The sequence below is a fragment of the Pseudomonas sp. RT6P73 genome (genome assembly GCF_054897715.1).
This window is the reverse complement of sequence record NZ_JBUBUV010000002.1, coordinates 396,088-415,012: the sequence shown is the minus strand read 5'-3', so window position 1 is coordinate 415,012 and position 18,925 is coordinate 396,088. Positions and strand designations below refer to the sequence as shown.

Genomic DNA, 18,925 nt, shown 5'->3' with positions numbered 1-18,925 from the left:
GCTCCCACATGCGTGTTGTGCAGGTATAAAAAAGGCGCGCCACCCAATGGGGGGCGCGCCTTTTGTGTAACGGTGAGGGTTTAGCTACCCGCCACGGTCATCCGCTCAATCAACACCGAACCGGTGCGAATGTTGCTGCGCAGCTCCAGATCATTACCCACCGCAACAATCTGCTTGAACATGTCGCGCATGTTGCCGGCGATGGTCACTTCCTGAACCGCGAACTGGATTTCACCGTTCTCGACCCAGTAACCCGCCGCACCACGGGAGTAGTCGCCAGTGACCATGTTCAGGCCCTGGCCCATCAGCTCGGTGACCAGCAAGCCGCGACCCATGCGGCGCAGCAAGGCGGCCTGATCTTCATCGCCATGGGTGACGAACAGGTTGTGCACGCCACCGGCGTTGGCGGTGCTCGGCATGCCGAGTTTGCGACCGGAATAGGTGCCGAGAATGTAGGACACCAACTCGCCTTTTTCGACGAACGGTTTGGCGTAAGTCGCCAGGCCATCGCCATCGAACGCCGAACTGCCCATGGCGCGCATCAAGTGCGGACGCTCATCGATGGTCAGCCATTCCGGGAACAGTTTCTGACCCAGTGTGCCTTCAAGGAACGACGATTTGCGATACAGGCTGCCGCCGGAAATCGCTGAAAGGAAACTGCCGAACAAGCCACCGGCCAGCTCCGCCGAGAACAGCACCGGCACTTCGCAGGTCGGCACCGGACGCGCTCCCAGCCGGCTCGCGGCCCGTTGCGCGGCACGCTGGCCGATGCTCACCGGATCGGCCAACAAGTTGCCCTGACGGTTCACGTCGTACCAGTAATCGCGCTGCATCTGGCCGTCGGCCTCGGCGATCATCACGCAGCTCAAGCTGTGACGGGTCGACGCATAACCGCCGATAAAACCGTGGCTGTTGCCATAAACGCGGCAGCCTTGATGGGTGCTGAGGGTAGTGCCGTCCGCGTTCTTGATCCGGCTGTCGGCCGCAAATGCCGCGGCTTCGCAGGCCAGGGCCTGCTCGATGGCTTGCTCCGGGGTGATGTCCCATTCATGGAACAGGTCGAAATCCTGCAGATCCCTGGCCATCAACGCGGCATCTGCCAGGCCGGAAGCTTCGTCTTCGGAGGTGTGTTTGGCGATGGCCAATGCAGCAGCGACGGTTTCACGAATCGCCTCCGGACCGCTGGCAGACGTGCTGGCCGAGCCTTTGCGCTGACCGACATACAAAGTGATGCCAAAGCCCTGGTCGCGGTTGAATTCGACGGTTTCGACTTCACGCTGGCGCACCGAGGTGGACAGGCCCTGCTCCAGGGACACGGCCACTTCACAGGCACTGGCACCCTGACGCTTGGCTTCAGCGATGATCTGCTCGACTTGTTCTTGCAGTGCCGGCAACGCTTGTGGGCCGACGCTTTCAACTGCACTCATGCTGTTCTCCACTCAAATTCTGCTTTCGGCTAGGGCCTTCGAGCGACCGGGCCGGACAAGCGGCCCCCGACTGGTTATCATGGCGGCGTTTCTTTGCGGACGGCCACCATGGTTGATTCTTACGACGACTCCCTCGATACGGGAGAAAAAAGCAAATCCCAGGTTAAACGCGAGCTTCATGCTCTGGTTGACCTCGGCGAGCGCCTTACAACGCTCAAGCCTGACTTGCTGGCAAAACTGCCGTTGACCGACGCTATGCGCCGGGCACTGGCCGATGCGCCCAAGCACACCGCGAATATCGCGCGTAAACGGCACCTCATGTTCATCGGCAAACTGATGCGCGATCAGGACACTGACGCCATTCTGACTCTGCTCGATCAACTCGATGCCTCCACCCGGCAGTACAACGAACGTTTCCATGGCCTGGAACGCTGGCGCGATCGCTTGATCGCGGGCGACGATGCGGTCCTGGAGAAGTTCGTGCTCGACTACCCGGAGGCTGATCGTCAGCAGTTGCGCTCCCTGATCCGTCAGGCCCAGCACGAACTGGCGACCAACAAGCCACCGGCATCGAGCCGTAAAATCTTCAAGTACATCCGTGAGCTGGACGAGACTCAACGCGGTCTGCGTTAAGTCCCGAATCGGGTGAATCGCCAAGCGATTCACCCGAAGCTCCATCCTTTTACGATCCTGTGCCACCCACAGTGATCGCATCAATTTTCAGCGTTGGCTGGCCGACACCCACCGGCACCGACTGCCCATCCTTGCCGCATGTCCCCACGCCGCTATCCAGCGCCAAGTCGTTACCGACCATCGACACCTTGCTCATGGCTTCCGGGCCGTTGCCGATCAACGTCGCGCCTTTGACCGGGGCCGTGATTTTGCCGTCTTCGATCAGGTACGCCTCGCTGGTGGAGAACACGAATTTGCCGCTGGTGATGTCCACCTGCCCGCCGCCGAGGTTGGCGCAGTAGATGCCGCGCTTCACCGAGGCGATGATTTCCGCCGGGTCGCTTTCGCCGGCCAGCATGTAGGTGTTGGTCATCCGTGGCATCGGCAGGTGCGCGTAGGATTCACGACGACCGTTGCCGGTGCGAGCCACACCCATCAGGCGCGCGTTGAGCTTGTCCTGCATGTAGCCTTTGAGTACGCCGTTTTCGATCAGCGTGGTGCACTCGGTCGGGGTGCCTTCGTCATCGACGCTCAGGGAACCGCGACGACCAGCCAGCGTGCCGTCATCGACGATGGTGCACAACTTGGAGGCAACCATCTCGCCCATGCGCCCGCTGTAGGCCGAACTGCCCTTGCGGTTGAAGTCGCCTTCCAGACCATGGCCGACCGCTTCGTGCAGCAGCACGCCGGACCAGCCCGAACCGAGCACCACCGGCAACGTACCGGCCGGCGCAGGAATGGCTTCAAGGTTGACCAGCGCCTGGCGTAGCGCTTCACGGGCGTAGCCCATGGCGCGGTCATCGCCGAGGAAATAGCGGTAATCGGTACGCCCGCCGCCGCCATGACCACCGCGCTCGCGGCGGCCGTTTTGTTCAACGATCACGCTGACATTGAAGCGCACCAGCGGCCGCACATCGGCGGCCAGGCTGCCGTCGGTCGAAGCGACAAGAATGCGTTCCCAGACGCCGGCCATGCTCACGGTGACTTGCTGGATACGTGGGTCGAGGGCGCGAGTGGCGACGTCGATGCGTTTGAGCAGCTCGACTTTTTCGGCGCGGCTCATCACTTCCAGCGGGTTGTCCGGCCCGTACAACTGGGCGACATCCTGAGTGGTGAAGGCCTGCACCGTGCCGTTCTGCCCGGCGCGGGAGATCGAACGGGCCGCGCGGGCGGCTGCGCCGAGGGCTTCGAGGGTGATGGCATTGCTGTAGGCGAAACCGGTTTTTTCACCCGATTGCGCACGCACGCCCACACCTTGGTCGAGGTTGAAGCTGCCTTCCTTGACGATCCCGTCTTCCAGCGCCCACGACTCGGAAATCTGCCCCTGGAAATACAGGTCCGCGGCATCGATGCCCGGGCCGGCCAGATCGCCGAGCACACCTTGCAGGCTCTCGATCGTTACGCCACCGGGCGCCAGGAGGTGTTCACTGACGGAGGACAACAACTCGCTCATATTTTTACGCCTTAAATTCGTCGTTCCGGGCAGGTCGCTGTGCGCCCTGCGAGAAAAAGCGCCGGTGACTGGACACCGGCATCCGCGCCCTGATGGACGCCTGTTCGCTGCTATCGCGTTCGGCCAGCAGCACGGCCTCGCCTTGATCCTGTTGTGCCATCACCCGTCCCCAAGGGTCGACAATCGCGGCATGCCCCCAGGTTTCCCGAGGTCCCGGATGCGTCCCACCCTGGGCGGCTGCGAGCACATAACACTGAGTCTCGATGGCCCGCGCGCGAATCAGCACATCCCAATGCGCCGCGCCGGTCACCGCGGTAAACGCCGACGGTGCGGTAATCAATTGCGCGCCCGCAGCACGCAACTCGCTGTACAACTCCGGGAAACGCAGGTCGTAACACACCGTCAGGCCAACCCGGCCGACGGGCGTATCCGCCACCACGACCCCACTGCCATAAGCATAGTCATCGGACTCGCGATAACGCCCGCGATTGTCCGCCACGTCCACGTCGAACAGGTGCAGCTTGTCGTAGCGCGCCACCGTTTCGCCCTGATCATTGACCAGCAACGAGCAGGCATGAGCCTTGGACGTCGGATGGTCCACCGGCGGCAACGGCAACGTGCCGGCCACTATCCATAACTTGAGGTCGCGGGCGGTCTGTTTCAACCACGGCAGGATCGGACCTTCACCCACCGCCTCGGCGCGGCCGATGTCGGCAATGTCACGACGGCCCATCGCGGCGAAGTTTTCCGGCAGCACAGCAAGCTGCGCGCCACCGGCCGCCGCCTCTTCGAGCAGACGCCGGGCCTGGGTCAGGTTGGCCAGCACGTCGCTCTGGCTGACCATTTGAATCACCGCAAAAGACATGGCCCCTCCTTACTTGAGATGTCTACACCGACCTGTGTAGCAGCTGCCGAAGGCTGCGTCCGGCTGCGCAGCAGTCGTAAATCCGGATTGCACGGTTTGTCTGAATGACCGCGCTGGCTGATTTTACGACTGCTTCGCAGCCGAACGCAGGCTTCGCCAGCTGCTACAAGGGGCCTGCGTAGGACCATGCTACTCCATCGGCGTGGTCAAAAAGGCTTGTCGAAGGTGATTTTCGGCTCTTTCCAAGGGCCTTTGACCGTGTATTTGACGCTGGCGAAACGAGCCACGCGGTCACCGATCAGCTTGTCGATCAGGAACAGCGCGCCGCCGATGGCCGGTGCGCCGACAATCAACGCGGCAATCGGCAGGTTGTTGGTCACCGGCAAAGTCACCAGCAGTTTCGCGTCAATCTGATCGCCCACCAGATTCAGGGTACCGTTCAGTTCAATGTTGCTCGATGGGCCGGTCAGCAGAATCGGCTCTTTCGTCACATAAACCCCGTTGGTCGCGACTAGCAGTCCCTTGACCCGGTCATAACTCAAGCCTTTGCCGAACAGGTCGGAGAAGTCCAGGCGCAGACGGCGACCGATGGAATTGAAGTTGAGCAGGCCGAATACCCGCAGTGCCTGGGCGCTGCCTTCGACCTCAACGAATTGGCCCTTATTCAGCGAAGCATCGAGCGTACCCGAGAAACGTTTGGTGGCCAGCCACGCGGGTGAACCCGGCCAGCGACCGTCGACGTCCATATGAAACTCTTCACTGGTGACGCTCGGCGCAAAACCCCAGCCCTTCAGCACATCAGCGAGATTCTTGCCGCTGATCCGTCCCTTGAACCAACTGCTGGAGCTGCCGGGCATGCCTTCCCAGCCGCCAGTGCCCTGCAACAGAATGCCCTTGAGGCCCAGGTCCAGCGTATTGAGCGCAATGCCCTTGGCGGTCGGACGGATTTTCAGATACCAGGCGCCGACGAGATCCTGCCCCTGGAACAGCTGATTGATGGTGATATCCAACGCCGGGATCTTGGTCGGGTCCACCGAGGCCAGCGGATCCGGTGAGTTCTCGTCGGCCAGTACCGTAGGGTCCGGCGCGGGCAACCGCACCGTTTGCAGATTGATCGCAATCGGCGCGCCTTTCGCATCAGGGATGCTCGCGCTGCCCTTTACCTGCTGACTGTCGAGTTGCATGGCCCATGCCGCGGCTTTGCGGTTCAATTGCACCGACGCCTTATCGAGCGTCGTGCCGATACCGCTGAGCTTGCCGACCTTGAAGTCCGCGCTGCTGAGCAACTGCTTGGCATTGCCGCCCGGATCCTGGCCGGCGTACTTGTCCACCAGATCCTTCCACGGTCCAACGTCCAGTTCCGACAGCACGCCGCGCACTCGCAGCCCCTTGGCGCCGGGCAGCACGGCATTGCCGCCACCCAGGAACAACTCGCCACGACCGTCGGCAAAATTGCCGGGCGGCGCCGCAAACGTGAAGTCTGCCAGCTCACCATAGTTGACCCAGTAGCGTCGTTCCGGCCCTTGCAGGGTCATGCGGAACGTGGTGTCGCGGCCGGCATCGGCGGCCATGCCGAACGGCGCCGGCAAATCGATTGCCACGCCTTTGAGGCTGGAATTGACCATCAGCTGGCTGTCGGGGCCATCAAGGCTCAGTTGCAGCTGATAGGGGACCACGCCGGACACGGGCAACGGCTGGGTGACGCTCAACCAATCCGTGAGTTTCTTGACCTCGACCTGACCGGATGCAGTGACGCGGGTCTTGAGGTTGCCTGCGCTGCCATCGGCAAAAATCTGCGCGGTGACCGGTTTATCGAAGGCGCGCGCGGTGATGTTCTGTCCGCTCAAACCCTTGGCGCTGTCGAAGCGGAAATCGCCCTTGAGCTGCGTCAGTTCCAGGGAGGGCTCGGCCAGCTTCAATCGAGCCTTGGCGGTCTTGAAGTCGACGAGAATCTTCGGCTGCTCGCCTTTGACCAGCGGAATATCCAACTTCAGCTTGCCCTGCAGATCGCCATCGCCTTCCCATCCGGCGAAGGTTTCAGCGGTGCCGATCGGCGCTTCCTGGAGAATCTTCAGGCCATCACCCAACCCACCGGAGAACCCGCCGTCGAGCAGCAGGTGAACGCTTTGCCCTTCCGGCGCATGGGGAATATTGACGTAAATGTCGCGAACCTGAGTGTCGAGTAACTGGCCCTTGCTCGCCAGAATCCGCACGCCACTGTCTTCAACAAACACGTCACCGGTAACTTTGCTGACATGCGGCCAACCCGGCTGGAACGCCAGTTCGGCATCGTGCACCTTGAAGAACAGGCTGATGCTGCGCGCAGTATCGGCGGCGCCGTGGTTCAGCGAGCCCTGATACTGGAAGAAGCCCTGGTCTACCGCGCCTTTTAGAATCGCCGTGCGCAGCCATTCGTCGAGCGCCGGGCTAAGCATGGTCGGCAGGTACTTGGCGGTGTAGCGACCGTCGCCGTCCACCAGGCCGACCCGCAGGTCCATGTAGTCTTCCTGGGTGTGATCGAAATGCAGGCGGATCAGGAAGTCACCGGCAATCTTGCCCTCCTCGCCCAGCACCTTCAGGTACGGCGCGATCAGGGTGAAGCGTTCTTTGTCGAGCTTCCAGGTCAACCGGGCGTTGGCCTGGATGTATTGCCATGGCTTGGCAAAAATCGGGTCCAGGTGCAGGGCAAAGTCCTTGCTGTCCATCCGCAGTTCGCCCTGACCGAGGTCGCCGCTGATGCTGCCGCTGACGTTCCGTGCTGCCGGAGCGCCGTGATAGGCGTCGAAGCCGACCTGATCGAGGTTGGCGGCGAAGCTGAACTTGCTGTCATCGGTGGCATTGGGCCGCAGATCGATCAGCACGTTGCGTAGTCCACCGGTTACCTTGAGTCGCTCGACCGCCGTGGCAACGCCTTCGGGCAACGGCCCCAAGGCATTTATCAGCGGGGTGAGCGGGGTGAGATCGAGGCGGTCGGCTTGCAAGTGCCAGAGTTCTTCCGACTTGTCAGTGGCGGCGGTCTGCCGAAGTTGCAGGTGCGATTCCCAGCGGGTCTCGCCGAAGTTCATGGCCAGGGAATCCAGGGTCACCAGCATGCCTTCGGTGCTGCGCTGGAAATAGCCGTTGAGCGCCAGGTTGTTGATCTGGATTGGCTTGCGCTCGGCGTAGGCACCCTTGAGTTGCGGTGCGTTCAAGCGAATCGCGCCGCTTTGCAGCGCGCCCTTGCCCCAGTTCACCCAGAGTTCGCCACCGGCCTTGAGCTCAGAGAAATTCCACTGCCGGGTCACGCGCTCGGGCAGCCATTTCGACCAGTCGCTTTGCGGCAGGCTCAGGTAGGCCTCGGCCTCACCGTCCTTCCACTGGCTGGCGCGCAGACGGGTGCGCAGGGTCATGGCCACTGGCTGGCCGTCGGGCAGGGTCAGACGAGCATCAAGGCGCTGGCGAGAGACACCGGTTTTCAGATTCAGGCCGACGTAGGTCAGGGTCAGCGGCGGGTGGTCCAGTGGCTGCAAGGTCACCTGGCTGTCGATCACCGACAGCTGCTGGACCATTTGCATGCGATTGAGCAACTGCTCCGGATCAAGCGGCTGGTCCTGTTGCACCGGCAACCCTTCCAGCGCCCAATGACCGTCCGCGCCTTCCTTGAGGCTGATCTTCAGGCCGTTGAGTTCCAGATGGGCAATGCGAACGTCGCGAGCCAGCAGGCTTTCCCAAACGTCCGGCACCGCTCGCACCTGATCCAGGTGCAGGGCGTTGGCACCCTCGCCGACCGTCACATCGTGCGCCAGCAAAATCGGCGCGAAACCGCTCCAGTTACCTTCCAGCTTGCCGATCTGCAGCGGCATGCCCAAGGCGGCGCTGGCTTTGGTTTCGACGTCGGCACGGTATTCGGCCACCAGAGGCGTCAGCTCTCGGCCGAGGCTGACGTACAACGCCATCAACACCAAGACCAACGCGCACAGGCCAAGACCCCAGCGGGTCAGTGCGGCCAAAATGCGTGTCAGACGTTCCATGTCAGTTGGCTCCCATGGCAAAAATACTGCAAAAAGCTGAGGCCAGCCGTTCTAGTAAGGATGAAACACAGCGATTCAGAGCAGCACCACGTCGTATTGTTCCTGGGAATACATGGTTTCCACCTGGAACCGAATGGTACGTCCGATAAACCCTTCCAGCTCAGCGACATTTCCCGACTCTTCATCGAGCAAACGGTCGACGACCTTCTGGTTCGCCAATACACGATAGCCTTCCGCTTGATAGGCACGCGCCTCGCGAAGGATTTCGCGGAAAATTTCGTAGCAGACCGTTTCCGGCGTCTTCAGCTTGCCGCGGCCCTGACAGCTGCTGCAGGGTTCGCACAGCACTTGTTCGAGGCTTTCGCGGGTGCGCTTGCGCGTCATCTGCACCAGGCCCAGCTCGGTGATGCCGATGATGTTGGTCTTGGCGTGATCGCGCTCCAGTTGTTTCTCCAGCGTGCGCAGGACCTGGCGCTGGTGCTCTTCGTCTTCCATGTCGATGAAGTCGATGATGATGATCCCGCCCAGATTGCGCAGGCGCAGCTGGCGGGCGATGGCGGTCGCGGCTTCGAGGTTGGTCTTGAAGATGGTTTCTTCGAGGTTGCGATGGCCGACAAACGCCCCGGTGTTGACGTCGATGGTGCTCATGGCTTCCGCCGGATCAACCACCAGATAACCGCCGGACTTGAGCGGCACTTTGCGCTCGAGGGCTTTCTGGATTTCGTCTTCGACGCCGTACAGGTCGAAAATCGGCCGCTCGCCCGGGTAATGCTCAAGACGATCGGCGATTTCCGGCATCAGTTCGGCGACGAACTGCGTGGTTTTCTGGAAGGTTTCCCGGGAGTCGATGCGGATCTTCTCGATCTTCGGGCTCACCAGGTCGCGCAAGGTGCGCAGGGCCAGGCCGAGGTCTTCGTAGATGACGCTTGGTGCACCGATGGTTTTGATCTGTTCGTTGATCTGGTCCCAGAGACGACGCAGGTAGCGGATATCCATGAGGATTTCATCGGCACCGGCCCCTTCGGCAGCGGTACGCAGAATGAAACCGCCCGCCTCTTTGATGCCTTCTTTGGCCACACAATCGGTGACCACTTGCTTGAGTCGATCGCGCTCGGCTTCGTCTTCAATCTTCAGCGAAATGCCGACGTGGGCCGTGCGCGGCATGTACACCAGATAGCGCGACGGAATCGACAGCTGAGTGGTCAGGCGTGCACCCTTGGAGCCGATCGGGTCCTTGGTGACCTGGACGACCAGGCTCTGGCCTTCGTGAACCAGCGCGCTGATGCTCTCCACCGTAGGGCCTTCACGCAGGGAAATTTCCGAAGCATGAATGAACGCGGCGCGGTCCAGACCGATATCGACGAAGGCCGCCTGCATGCCCGGCAATACCCGCACGACCTTGCCTTTATAGATGTTGCCGACAATCCCGCGTTTTTGCGTGCGCTCGACGTGGACCTCTTGCAGGACACCGTTTTCGACCACCGCCACGCGCGATTCCATCGGCGTGATGTTGATCAGGATCTCTTCACTCATGGCAGGGTCTCGTTCAGGCATGTTCACGATAATGGCCGCATCTTGTCAGTACGACGCTCAGCGCGCGTTAAGGGTTTGCCAACAGGGTATGCCGAAATGGCCGAGCAGCTCAGCGGTTTCGCACAGCGGCAGTCCGACCACCGCCGAGTAGCTTCCAATCAGCTGGGCGACAAACACCGCGCCCAGCCCTTGAATGCCATAGCCACCTGCCTTGTCTCGCGGTTCGCCACTGGCCCAGTAAGCCGCCGCTTCATCGCGAGCGATGTTGCGAAAACGCACCAGACTGCGCACCACCCGGGACTCACAACGCTCACCGTCAAGCACTGCAATGGCGGTCAGCACTTCATGCTCTTGCCCCGCCAACATCATAAGCATGGCGCACGCGTCAGCTTCGTCCACCGGTTTACCGAGAATTTTCCCGTTGAGCACCACGGCGGTGTCGGCGCCCAGCACGCAAAAGTCGGCGTCGGACACGACCGTGCCGCGCCCGGCCTCGGCTTTGCCGCGCGCCAGGCGCTCGACATAGGCCGACGGGGATTCATGAGCTAAAGGGGTTTCATCGATGTCCGCGCTGATGGCGGAGAATGGCACGCCGATCTGCGTGAGCAGTTCACGCCGACGCGGCGAGCCTGAGGCGAGGTAAAGCTGTGTCATCAAGACATCTCCCTGTCTGTTGCGGGCCAATGCCTGACCGAATTAATTGATCTTGTAGCGTCGACGCAAACCGCGCAAACCGTAGCTGATCCATGGCCAGAGCAATGCGCTGACAAGTGCCGGCAGCACCAGCGCCAGGGTTGGCTGACGGTTGCCGGTCAGGGCACTCAGCCAAAGCTGAACAAGCTGAGCGAGGCCGAAGATCACCAGGATCACCAGGCTCTGTTGCCACATCGGGAACATGCGCAGGCGCTGTTGCAACGACAGCACCAGGAAGGTGATCAAGGTCAGGATCAACGCGTTCTGGCCCAGCAATGTGCCGTAGAGCACGTCTTCGGCCAGGCCCAGGCACCATGCGGTGACCATGCCGACTTTCTGCGGCAAGTACAACGCCCAGAAAGCCAGCAGCAAGGCGAGCCAGAGCGGACGGAGGATTTCCATGAATTGCGGCAGCGGCGAAACGCTGAGCAGCAGGCCAATGGCAAACGTCAGCCAGATCATCCAGTCATTTCGGGATGCGGTAGCACCGACCATTATTCTCGTCCCCCAGTGGAAGCCGGCGCGGAGACAGGCGGTTTGGCGGCAGGCTTCACCGCAGCCGGTTGAGCGGCTGGTGGTTTAGCTGCGGCAGGTTGCGATGCCGGCGGCTTGGCCGCGGCGGGATGCGCAGGTTTGGCCGGGGGTGCCGCCGGTGCTGGTGCCGGTGCTGGTGCCGCCGGAGTTGCAGCAGGCGCAGCGGCTGCGGCGGGAACCATTACGGTGGCAGGCACGGGTTTTGGCACGGTCGCCGGAATGATCGGCCCACCACCGTGCTGGTCTAGCGCTTCTTGTGCCTGGGCCGCTTCGTTGGCGCGCTCTTCAGCGGTGCGGCCGTCGGTAAATACCAGCAGCAGGTAACGGCTGCGGTTCAACGCGGCGGTCGGCACGGCACGCACGATGGCAAACGGCTGGCCGGAATCGTGGATCACTTCCTTGACCGTCGCCACCGGGTAACCGGCCGGGAACCGCTGACCGAGGCCGGAACTGACCAGCAGATCGCCTTCCTTGATATCAGCCGTGTCGGCAACGTGACGCAGTTCCAGGCGTTCCGGATTGCCGGTACCGCTGGCAATTGCCCGCAGACCGTTACGGTTCACTTGCACCGGAATGCTGTGGGTGGTGTCGGTCAGCAGCAACACGCGAGAGGTGTAAGGCATCAACTCGACCACCTGGCCCATCAGGCCGCGGGCATCGAGCACCGGCTGACCGAGGACCACGCCGTCGCGCTCACCTTTGTTGATGATGATGCGATGGGTGAACGGGTTGGGGTCCATGCCGATCAACTCGGCCACTTCGACCTTCTCGTTGACCAGCGCAGAGGAATTGAGCAACTCGCGCAGCCGAACGTTCTGCTCGGTGAGGGCGGCAAGCTTTTGCATGCGTCCCTGCAACAGCAGGTTTTCTGTCTTGAGTTTTTCGTTTTCGGCAACCAGCTCGGTACGGCTGCCGAATTGGCTGGCCACACCCTGCCATAGCCGCTGCGGCAGGTCGGTGATCCAGTAAGACTGCATCAGCACCAGCGACATTTGGCTACGCACTGGCTTGAGCAGTGTGAAGCGGGCATCGACCACCATCAGCGCGACCGATAGCACGACCAGCACCAACAAGCGCACGCCCAGTGAAGGCCCTTTGGTGAAAAGCGGTTTAATAAGCCGCTCCTCCCAGGCAAATTTTTTGTTTATTCATACGACAGACCGGCCTGGATACAGACTGACAGAAGATAAACGCCAACAGGCAGCACTGCAAAGTGCCGCCTGCGCGCTCAACAGCATAGAAGCGATCCGGCGACTTATTCGCTGGAAAGCAGATCCATGGTGTGTTTATCCATCATTTCCAATGCACGGCCACCGCCGCGAGCAACGCAGGTCAGCGGATCTTCGGCAACGATCACCGGCAGACCTGTTTCCTGGGCCAGCAACTTGTCGAGGTCACGCAGCAACGCGCCACCACCGGTCAGCACCAGGCCACGCTCGGCGATATCGGAAGCCAGTTCCGGAGGCGATTGCTCCAGCGCACTTTTCACTGCCTGAACGATAGTGGCCAGGGACTCTTGCAGAGCTTCCAGCACTTCATTGGAGTTCAGGGTGAAGGCACGTGGAACGCCTTCCGCCAGGTTACGGCCACGAACGTCGACTTCACGAACTTCGCCGCCCGGGTAGGCCGTACCGATTTCCTGCTTGATGCGCTCAGCGGTGGATTCACCGATCAGGCTGCCGTAGTTGCGACGCACGTAGGTGATGATCGCTTCGTCGAAGCGGTCGCCGCCAACCCGTACGGATTCGGCGTAAACCACACCGTTCAGGGAGATCAGCGCGATTTCAGTGGTACCACCACCGATATCGACGACCATCGAACCGCGCGCTTCTTCAACCGGCAGGCCGGCACCGATCGCAGCAGCCATTGGCTCTTCGATCAGGAACACTTCGCGAGCACCGGCACCAAGGGCCGATTCACGGATGGCACGGCGCTCAACCTGGGTGGATTTGCACGGAACGCAGATCAGCACCCGCGGGCTTGGCTGCAGGAAGCTGTTTTCGTGAACCTTGTTGATAAAGTATTGCAGCATCTTTTCGCAGACGCTGAAGTCGGCAATGACGCCGTCCTTCATCGGACGAATGGCAGCAATATTGCCCGGCGTACGGCCGAGCATGCGCTTCGCCTCGGTGCCGACAGCAACGACACTTTTCTGGTTACCGTGTGTCCGAATAGCCACAACCGATGGCTCATTCAGGACGATACCGCGCTCGCGCACGTAAATAAGGGTGTTGGCAGTGCCCAGGTCAATGGAGAGATCGCTGGAAAACATGCCACGCAGTTTCTTGAACATGGGAAAGGGACCCTAGGCAACGCGTGGGTAAAAAAGTGCGGCAAACTCTAACAACGACAGGGATTTTGGGCAAGGCGCCAATATGTTAAATTGGCCGCTTTTCTGTGCACCAACCCCCACAATCGCGGCCTTATGACCGTAGAAATGCGGTAGTGTTCCGACAATCTAACACACGGATAGCATCCGTTCTGTTTTCCTTCCACTGGAGAATCCCATGACGCTTGAACGCTCCGACGTGGAAAAAATCGCTCATCTGGCCTGTCTGGGCCTCAATGATGCCGATCTTCCACACATCACTTCGGCCCTGAACAGCATTCTGGGACTGGTCGACGAAATGCAGGCGGTCAATACCGACGGTATCGAGCCGCTCGCCCACCCACTGGAAGCCAGCCAGCGCCTGCGTGCAGACGTCGTGACCGAGACTAATCATCGCGAGGCCTACCAGTCCATCGCACCAGCGGTCGAAAACGGCCTGTACCTGGTTCCGAAAGTCATCGACTAAAGGGAAAGAGCCTGCAATGCATCAATTGACTCTGGCCGAGATCGCCCGCGGACTCGCCGATAAAAAGTTTTCTTCCGAAGAGCTGACCAAAACCCTGCTGGCGCGTATCGCCCAGCTCGATCCTCAGCTCAACAGCTTCATCAGCCTCACCGAAGACCTGGCGCTCCAGCAGGCGAAAGCCGCTGACGCACGCCGGGCCAACGGTGAGAGCGGCGCCCTGCTCGGCGCGCCGATCGCCCATAAAGACCTGTTCTGCACCCAGGGCATCCGCACTAGCTGCGGCTCGAAGATGCTCGACAACTTTAAAGCACCGTACGACGCCACCGTCGTTGCCAAGCTGGCCGCTGCCGGCGCAGTGACCCTGGGCAAGACCAACATGGACGAATTCGCCATGGGTTCGGCCAACGAGTCGAGCTACTACGGCCCGGTGAAAAACCCGTGGAACCTGGAACACGTTCCCGGGGGTTCGTCCGGCGGTTCCGCGGCAGCCGTTGCCGCGCGCCTGCTGCCGGCAGCCACTGGCACCGACACGGGCGGCTCGATCCGCCAGCCAGCCGCACTGACCAACCTTACTGGCCTGAAACCGACGTACGGTCGTGTTTCGCGCTGGGGCATGATCGCTTACGCGTCCAGCCTCGATCAGGGCGGCCCTCTGGCGCGCACGGCCGAAGACTGCGCGATCCTGCTGCAAGGCATGGCCGGTTTCGACCCGCAGGACTCCACCAGCATCGACGAGCCCGTGCCTGATTACAGCGCCAGCCTCAACGGTTCGCTGCAAGGCCTGCGCATCGGCGTGCCGAAGGAATACTTCAGCGCCGGCCTCGACCCGCGCATCGCCGAGCTGATCCACAACAGCGTCAAGGAGCTGGAAAAGCTCGGCGCCGTGATCAAGGAAATCAGCCTGCCGAACATGCAGCACGCGATCCCGGCGTACTACGTGATCGCTCCGGCGGAAGCCTCTTCCAACCTGTCGCGTTTCGACGGCGTGCGTTTCGGCCACCGCTGCGAAAACCCGGTCAACCTGATCGACCTGTACAAGCGTTCCCGTGGCGAAGGTTTCGGCCCGGAAGTGCAGCGCCGGATCATGGTCGGTGCCTACGCGCTGTCGGCCGGTTACTACGACGCCTACTACCTGAAGGCCCAGAAGATCCGTCGCTTGATCAAGAACGACTTCATGGCAGCCTTTAATGAGGTCGACATCATCCTCGGCCCAACCACGCCGAACCCGGCCTGGAAACTCGGCGCCAAGAACAGCGACCCGGTCGCTGCGTACCTGGAAGACGTCTACACCATCACCGCCAACCTCGCGGGCCTGCCGGGCTTGTCCATGCCTGCCGGTTTCGTCGATGGCCTGCCGGTCGGCGTGCAACTGCTCGCCCCGTATTTCCAGGAAGGCCGCTTGCTCAACGTTGCGCACCAGTACCAGTTGAACACTGACTGGCACACCCGCACCCCAACCGGCTTCTGAGGAGAAACACATGCAATGGGAAGTCGTGATCGGGCTGGAGATTCATACCCAGCTCACCACCCGGTCGAAAATCTTTTCCGGTAGCTCCACCACGTTCGGTTCCGAGCCGAACACCCAGGCCAGCCTGATTGACCTCGGCATGCCCGGCGTATTGCCGGTGCTGAACCAGGAAGCGGTGCGCATGGCGGTGATGTTCGGCCTGGCCATCGATGCCGAAATCGGCCAGCACAACGTGTTCGCCCGTAAAAACTATTTCTACCCGGACCTGCCGAAGGGCTACCAGATCAGCCAGATGGAATTGCCGATCGTCGGCAAGGGTCACCTGGACATCGCCATGGAAGACGGCACGATCAAACGTGTCGGCGTCACCCGTGCGCACCTGGAAGAGGACGCCGGTAAAAGCCTGCACGAAGAATTCAACGGTGCCACCGGCATCGACCTGAACCGTGCCGGCACGCCGCTGCTGGAAATCGTCTCCGAGCCGGACATGCGCAGCGCCAAGGAAGCCGTGGCCTACGTCAAGACCATCCACGCACTGGTGCGTTACCTGGGCATCTGCGACGGCAACATGGCCGAAGGCTCGCTGCGTTGCGACTGCAACGTGTCGATCCGTCCGAAAGGCCAGGTCGAATATGGCACCCGCTGCGAGATCAAGAACGTCAACTCGTTCCGCTTCATCGAGAAGGCGATCAACAGCGAAGTGCAGCGCCAGATCGAGCTGATCGAAGACGGCGGCAAAGTGATCCAGCAGACTCGCCTGTACGATCCGAACAAGGACGAAACCCGTCCGATGCGCAGCAAAGAGGAAGCCAACGACTACCGTTACTTCCCCGATCCGGACCTGCTGCCGGTGGTCATCGAGAACTCGTTCCTCGACGAAGTCCGCGCCACCCTGCCGGAATTGCCACCGCAGAAACGCGAGCGCTTCCAGGAGCAATTCGGTTTGTCGGTCTACGACGCCAGCGTCCTGGCCACCAGCCGCGAGCAAGCCGATTACTTCGAGAAAGTCGTGAGCATCAGCGGCGACGCCAAGCTGGCGGCGAACTGGGTGATGGTTGAACTGGGCAGCCTGCTGAACAAGCAAGGCGTAGAAATCGACCAGTCGCCGGTCTCGGCCGAGCAACTGGGCGGCATGCTGCTGCGCATCAAGGACAACACCATCTCCGGCAAAATCGCCAAGGTCGTGTTTGAAGCGATGGCCAATGGCGAAGGCAGTGCGGACGAGATCATCGACAAGCGCGGCCTCAAGCAAGTGACCGACAGCGGCGCCATCTCGGCGGTGCTGGACGAAATGCTCGCGGCCAACGCCGAGCAGGTCGAACAATACCGCGCGGCAGACGAAGCCAAACGCGGCAAGATGTTCGGCTTCTTCGTCGGCCAGGCCATGAAAGCCTCCAAAGGCAAGGCCAACCCGCAACAGGTCAACGAACTGCTGAAAAGCAAGCTCGAAGGCTGATACGAATGGAGCCAGCCTTCAAATCTGGCTCCACTCCTTGTGGGAGCCAGCCTGCTGGCGATAGCGGTCTGACATTCAACATATCCGTGTCTGACACTCCGCAATCGCCAGCAGGCTGGCTCCCACATTTGTTTTCGGGAAACCTTCAATGAAGCGTCTGCTCAGCCTTTGCGCCCTGCTCTCTTTACTGGCCGGTTGCGCCAGCAACGATGTCGTCGATCCACACGGCTACGACAAGACCGGCACGGCTTCGTATTACGGCGCCAAACACCAAGGTAAACGCACCGCCAGTGGCGAGCGTTTCAACAAGAATTCCCTGACCGCCGCCCATCGCCAGCTACCCTTTGGCACACGGGTGAAGGTCACCAATCTGAATAACGACAAGTCCTGCGTGGTCCGTATCAACGACCGCGGGCCGCACACCCGTGGACGCCTGATTGATCTTTCACACGAGGCCGCCGAACAACTGGGTATGCTCCGTAGCGGTACCGCGCGTGTTCGCGTGCAAGCCATCGACGATTAACAGACGGAGCCCCGACCATTTTCGGACTTGCCGATTTACCCCTGATCAGCGTGATTGAGTTGCTCGGCGGCCTGCTGTTGCTGATCGCCGGTGCCGAGCTGATGGTCCGTGGCGCCGTGCGCCTGGCTGCGCGCTTGCAAGTGCGGCCGCTGATCATCGGCCTGACCGTCGTCGCCCTGGGCAGCAGCGCGCCGCAGATGGCGGTCAGCCTGCAAGCCACCCTGGCGCAAAACGCCGACATTGCCGTCGGCAGCGTGATCGGCAGCAGCATCTTCAACATCCTCGTCACCCTCGGGCTTTCGGCGCTGATCATTCCGTTGCGGGTTTCACGCCAACTGGTGCGCCTGGACATTCCGCTGATGATCGGCGCCAGCCTGCTGGTGTTCTTATTGGCGTGGAATGAAGAGCTGAACCGCGTCGACGGCATGATTCTGCTGGCCGCCCTGGCGCTGTATCTGGGCTTGCTGCTACGTCAGTCGCGGCACTCGGCCCGTCCGCCCTCCCATGACGGAACACCCCGGGCACCTTGGTTCAGCAGCGTGCTGATGATCGTCGCTGGACTGGCGATGCTGGTCTACGCCGGCCACTTGTTGCTGGGCGCTGCCGTGGCGGTCGCGACGGATCTGGGGCTGTCGGAGCGGGTCATCGGCCTGACCATCGTCGCCATCAGCACGTCCCTGCCGGAACTGGCCACCTCATTGATCGCCGCACTACGCGGTCAACGGGATATTGCCGTGGGCAACGTGATCGGCAGCAACCTGTTCAACCTTTTGGGCGTGCTTGGCCTGACTGCGCTCGTCGCACCCTCGCCGCTGTCGGTCTCGCCCAACGCACTGGATTTTGACCTGCCGGTGATGCTTGGTGTCGCGGTGCTGTGTCTGCCGCTGTTCTACACCGGCTACCGAGTGACTCGCGCCGAAGGTCTGCTGTTTTTGGGCTTGTATCTCGCTTACGGTCTGCATGTGGTGTCGTTCACCACCGGCATGCCACTGGCCGGCAAGCTTGAACACCTGATGCTGTTTTTCGTCCTGCCGGCGCTGGTGGCCTATTTGCTGTTCACATCACTGCGCGCCTGGCGTCGCCAACACCACAAGAGAGAAATGCCATGACCGACAATCAGAAGCCTGGCGTTGAAGTCCGCCGCCAAGTGATGGGCGATGCGTTCGTCGACCGCGCGCTGGGCAATGCCACCGAGTTCACCCAGCCGCTGCAGGACTTCGTCAATGAACACGCGTGGGGCGGTGTGTGGAATCGCGAAGGTCTGCCGCTGAAAACCCGCAGCCTGATCACCCTCGCCGCGCTGACCGCATTGAAGTGCCCGCAGGAATTGAAAGGCCACGTGCGCGGTGCGCTGAACAACGGCTGCACCGTGGAAGAGATCCGTGAGGCGTTGCTGCATTGCGCGGTGTATGCCGGTGTGCCAGCGGCGATTGATGCGTTTCGGGCGGCGCAGGAAGTGATCGATACCTATCAGAAGCCTGAGTAACAGCCAGAAT

The 18,925-nt window shown here is 61.3% G+C and carries 16 protein-coding genes; 7 read left to right on the top strand and 9 right to left on the bottom strand.

Going from position 1 to position 18,925, the window contains the following annotated elements; genetic code table 11:
• Positions 1 to 80 precede the first annotated feature (80 nt).
• Positions 81 to 1,427 (bottom strand): metalloprotease PmbA, encoded by a 1,347-nt coding sequence (pmbA, locus tag ACYZT6_RS02045; protein WP_462025511.1) that lies wholly within the window; start codon positions 1,425 to 1,427, stop codon positions 81 to 83.
• Between the two features lie 108 nt (positions 1,428 to 1,535).
• Here pmbA and yjgA point away from each other — a divergent pair, with 108 nt between their 5' ends.
• Entirely contained in the window at positions 1,536 to 2,060 is a 525-nt protein-coding gene (gene yjgA / locus ACYZT6_RS02040) for a ribosome biogenesis factor YjgA (RefSeq protein ID WP_007901505.1), read from the top strand.
• 49 nt (positions 2,061 to 2,109) lie between these two features.
• Here yjgA and tldD read toward each other — a convergent pair whose 3' ends face one another.
• From tldD to mreB, 8 genes are all read right to left on the bottom strand, one after another.
• Positions 2,110 to 3,552, bottom strand: a complete 1,443-nt coding sequence (gene tldD, locus ACYZT6_RS02035; RefSeq protein WP_462025510.1) for a metalloprotease TldD — start codon at positions 3,550 to 3,552, stop codon at positions 2,110 to 2,112.
• A 4-nt stretch (positions 3,553 to 3,556) separates the two neighbouring features.
• Positions 3,557 to 4,417: a carbon-nitrogen hydrolase family protein gene (locus ACYZT6_RS02030; RefSeq protein ID WP_462025509.1), complete on the bottom strand. Its 861-nt coding sequence runs from the start codon at positions 4,415 to 4,417 to the stop codon at positions 3,557 to 3,559.
• 206 nt (positions 4,418 to 4,623) lie between these two features.
• The gene (locus tag ACYZT6_RS02025; RefSeq protein WP_462025508.1) at positions 4,624 to 8,427 is read right to left on the bottom strand and encodes a YhdP family protein; all 3,804 of its coding nucleotides are present in this window, start codon (positions 8,425 to 8,427) and stop codon (positions 4,624 to 4,626) included.
• Positions 8,428 to 8,502: 75 nt separating this feature from the next.
• A complete protein-coding gene (gene rng, locus ACYZT6_RS02020) occupies positions 8,503 to 9,960 on the bottom strand; it encodes a ribonuclease G (protein WP_462025507.1) in 1,458 nt (485 codons plus the stop codon).
• Between the two features lie 57 nt (positions 9,961 to 10,017).
• Positions 10,018 to 10,614, bottom strand: coding sequence for a Maf family protein (locus ACYZT6_RS02015; RefSeq protein ID WP_462025506.1), 597 nt, complete (start codon positions 10,612 to 10,614; stop codon positions 10,018 to 10,020).
• A gap of 42 nt (positions 10,615 to 10,656) precedes the next feature.
• Positions 10,657 to 11,148 carry a rod shape-determining protein MreD gene (mreD, locus tag ACYZT6_RS02010; protein ID WP_462025505.1) on the bottom strand — a complete coding sequence of 164 codons (492 nt, stop codon included), beginning with the start codon at positions 11,146 to 11,148 and terminating at the stop codon, positions 10,657 to 10,659.
• Positions 11,148 to 12,254 (bottom strand): rod shape-determining protein MreC, encoded by a 1,107-nt coding sequence (gene mreC / locus ACYZT6_RS02005; RefSeq protein ID WP_462029900.1) that lies wholly within the window; start codon positions 12,252 to 12,254, stop codon positions 11,148 to 11,150. The genes mreD and mreC overlap by 1 nt, the downstream gene beginning before the upstream one ends.
• 188 nt (positions 12,255 to 12,442) lie before the next feature.
• A complete protein-coding gene (gene mreB / locus ACYZT6_RS02000; RefSeq protein ID WP_002555108.1) occupies positions 12,443 to 13,480 on the bottom strand; it encodes a rod shape-determining protein MreB in 1,038 nt (345 codons plus the stop codon).
• Positions 13,481 to 13,694: 214 nt separating this feature from the next.
• On the opposite strand from mreB, the gene gatC reads away from it, so the two are divergent.
• The 6 genes from gatC to ACYZT6_RS01970 all read left to right on the top strand — a co-directional run bounded on the left by gatC (position 13,695) and on the right by ACYZT6_RS01970 (position 18,915).
• Positions 13,695 to 13,982 carry an Asp-tRNA(Asn)/Glu-tRNA(Gln) amidotransferase subunit GatC gene (gatC, locus tag ACYZT6_RS01995; RefSeq protein ID WP_008026876.1) on the top strand — a complete coding sequence of 96 codons (288 nt, stop codon included), beginning with the start codon at positions 13,695 to 13,697 and terminating at the stop codon, positions 13,980 to 13,982.
• Between the two features lie 16 nt (positions 13,983 to 13,998).
• Positions 13,999 to 15,450: an Asp-tRNA(Asn)/Glu-tRNA(Gln) amidotransferase subunit GatA gene (gatA, locus tag ACYZT6_RS01990; protein WP_462025504.1), complete on the top strand. Its 1,452-nt coding sequence runs from the start codon at positions 13,999 to 14,001 to the stop codon at positions 15,448 to 15,450.
• 10 nt (positions 15,451 to 15,460) lie between these two features.
• Positions 15,461 to 16,906, top strand: a complete 1,446-nt coding sequence (gene gatB, locus ACYZT6_RS01985) for an Asp-tRNA(Asn)/Glu-tRNA(Gln) amidotransferase subunit GatB (RefSeq protein WP_462025503.1) — start codon at positions 15,461 to 15,463, stop codon at positions 16,904 to 16,906.
• Between the two features lie 148 nt (positions 16,907 to 17,054).
• The gene (locus ACYZT6_RS01980; protein WP_462025502.1) at positions 17,055 to 17,429 is read left to right on the top strand and encodes a septal ring lytic transglycosylase RlpA family protein; all 375 of its coding nucleotides are present in this window, start codon (positions 17,055 to 17,057) and stop codon (positions 17,427 to 17,429) included.
• A gap of 50 nt (positions 17,430 to 17,479) precedes the next feature.
• Positions 17,480 to 18,538, top strand: a complete 1,059-nt coding sequence (locus ACYZT6_RS01975; protein WP_462025501.1) for a calcium/sodium antiporter — start codon at positions 17,480 to 17,482, stop codon at positions 18,536 to 18,538.
• The gene (locus ACYZT6_RS01970; RefSeq protein ID WP_462025500.1) at positions 18,535 to 18,915 is read left to right on the top strand and encodes a carboxymuconolactone decarboxylase family protein; all 381 of its coding nucleotides are present in this window, start codon (positions 18,535 to 18,537) and stop codon (positions 18,913 to 18,915) included. The genes ACYZT6_RS01975 and ACYZT6_RS01970 overlap by 4 nt, the downstream gene beginning before the upstream one ends.
• The last annotated feature ends 10 nt before the right edge of the window (positions 18,916 to 18,925 follow it).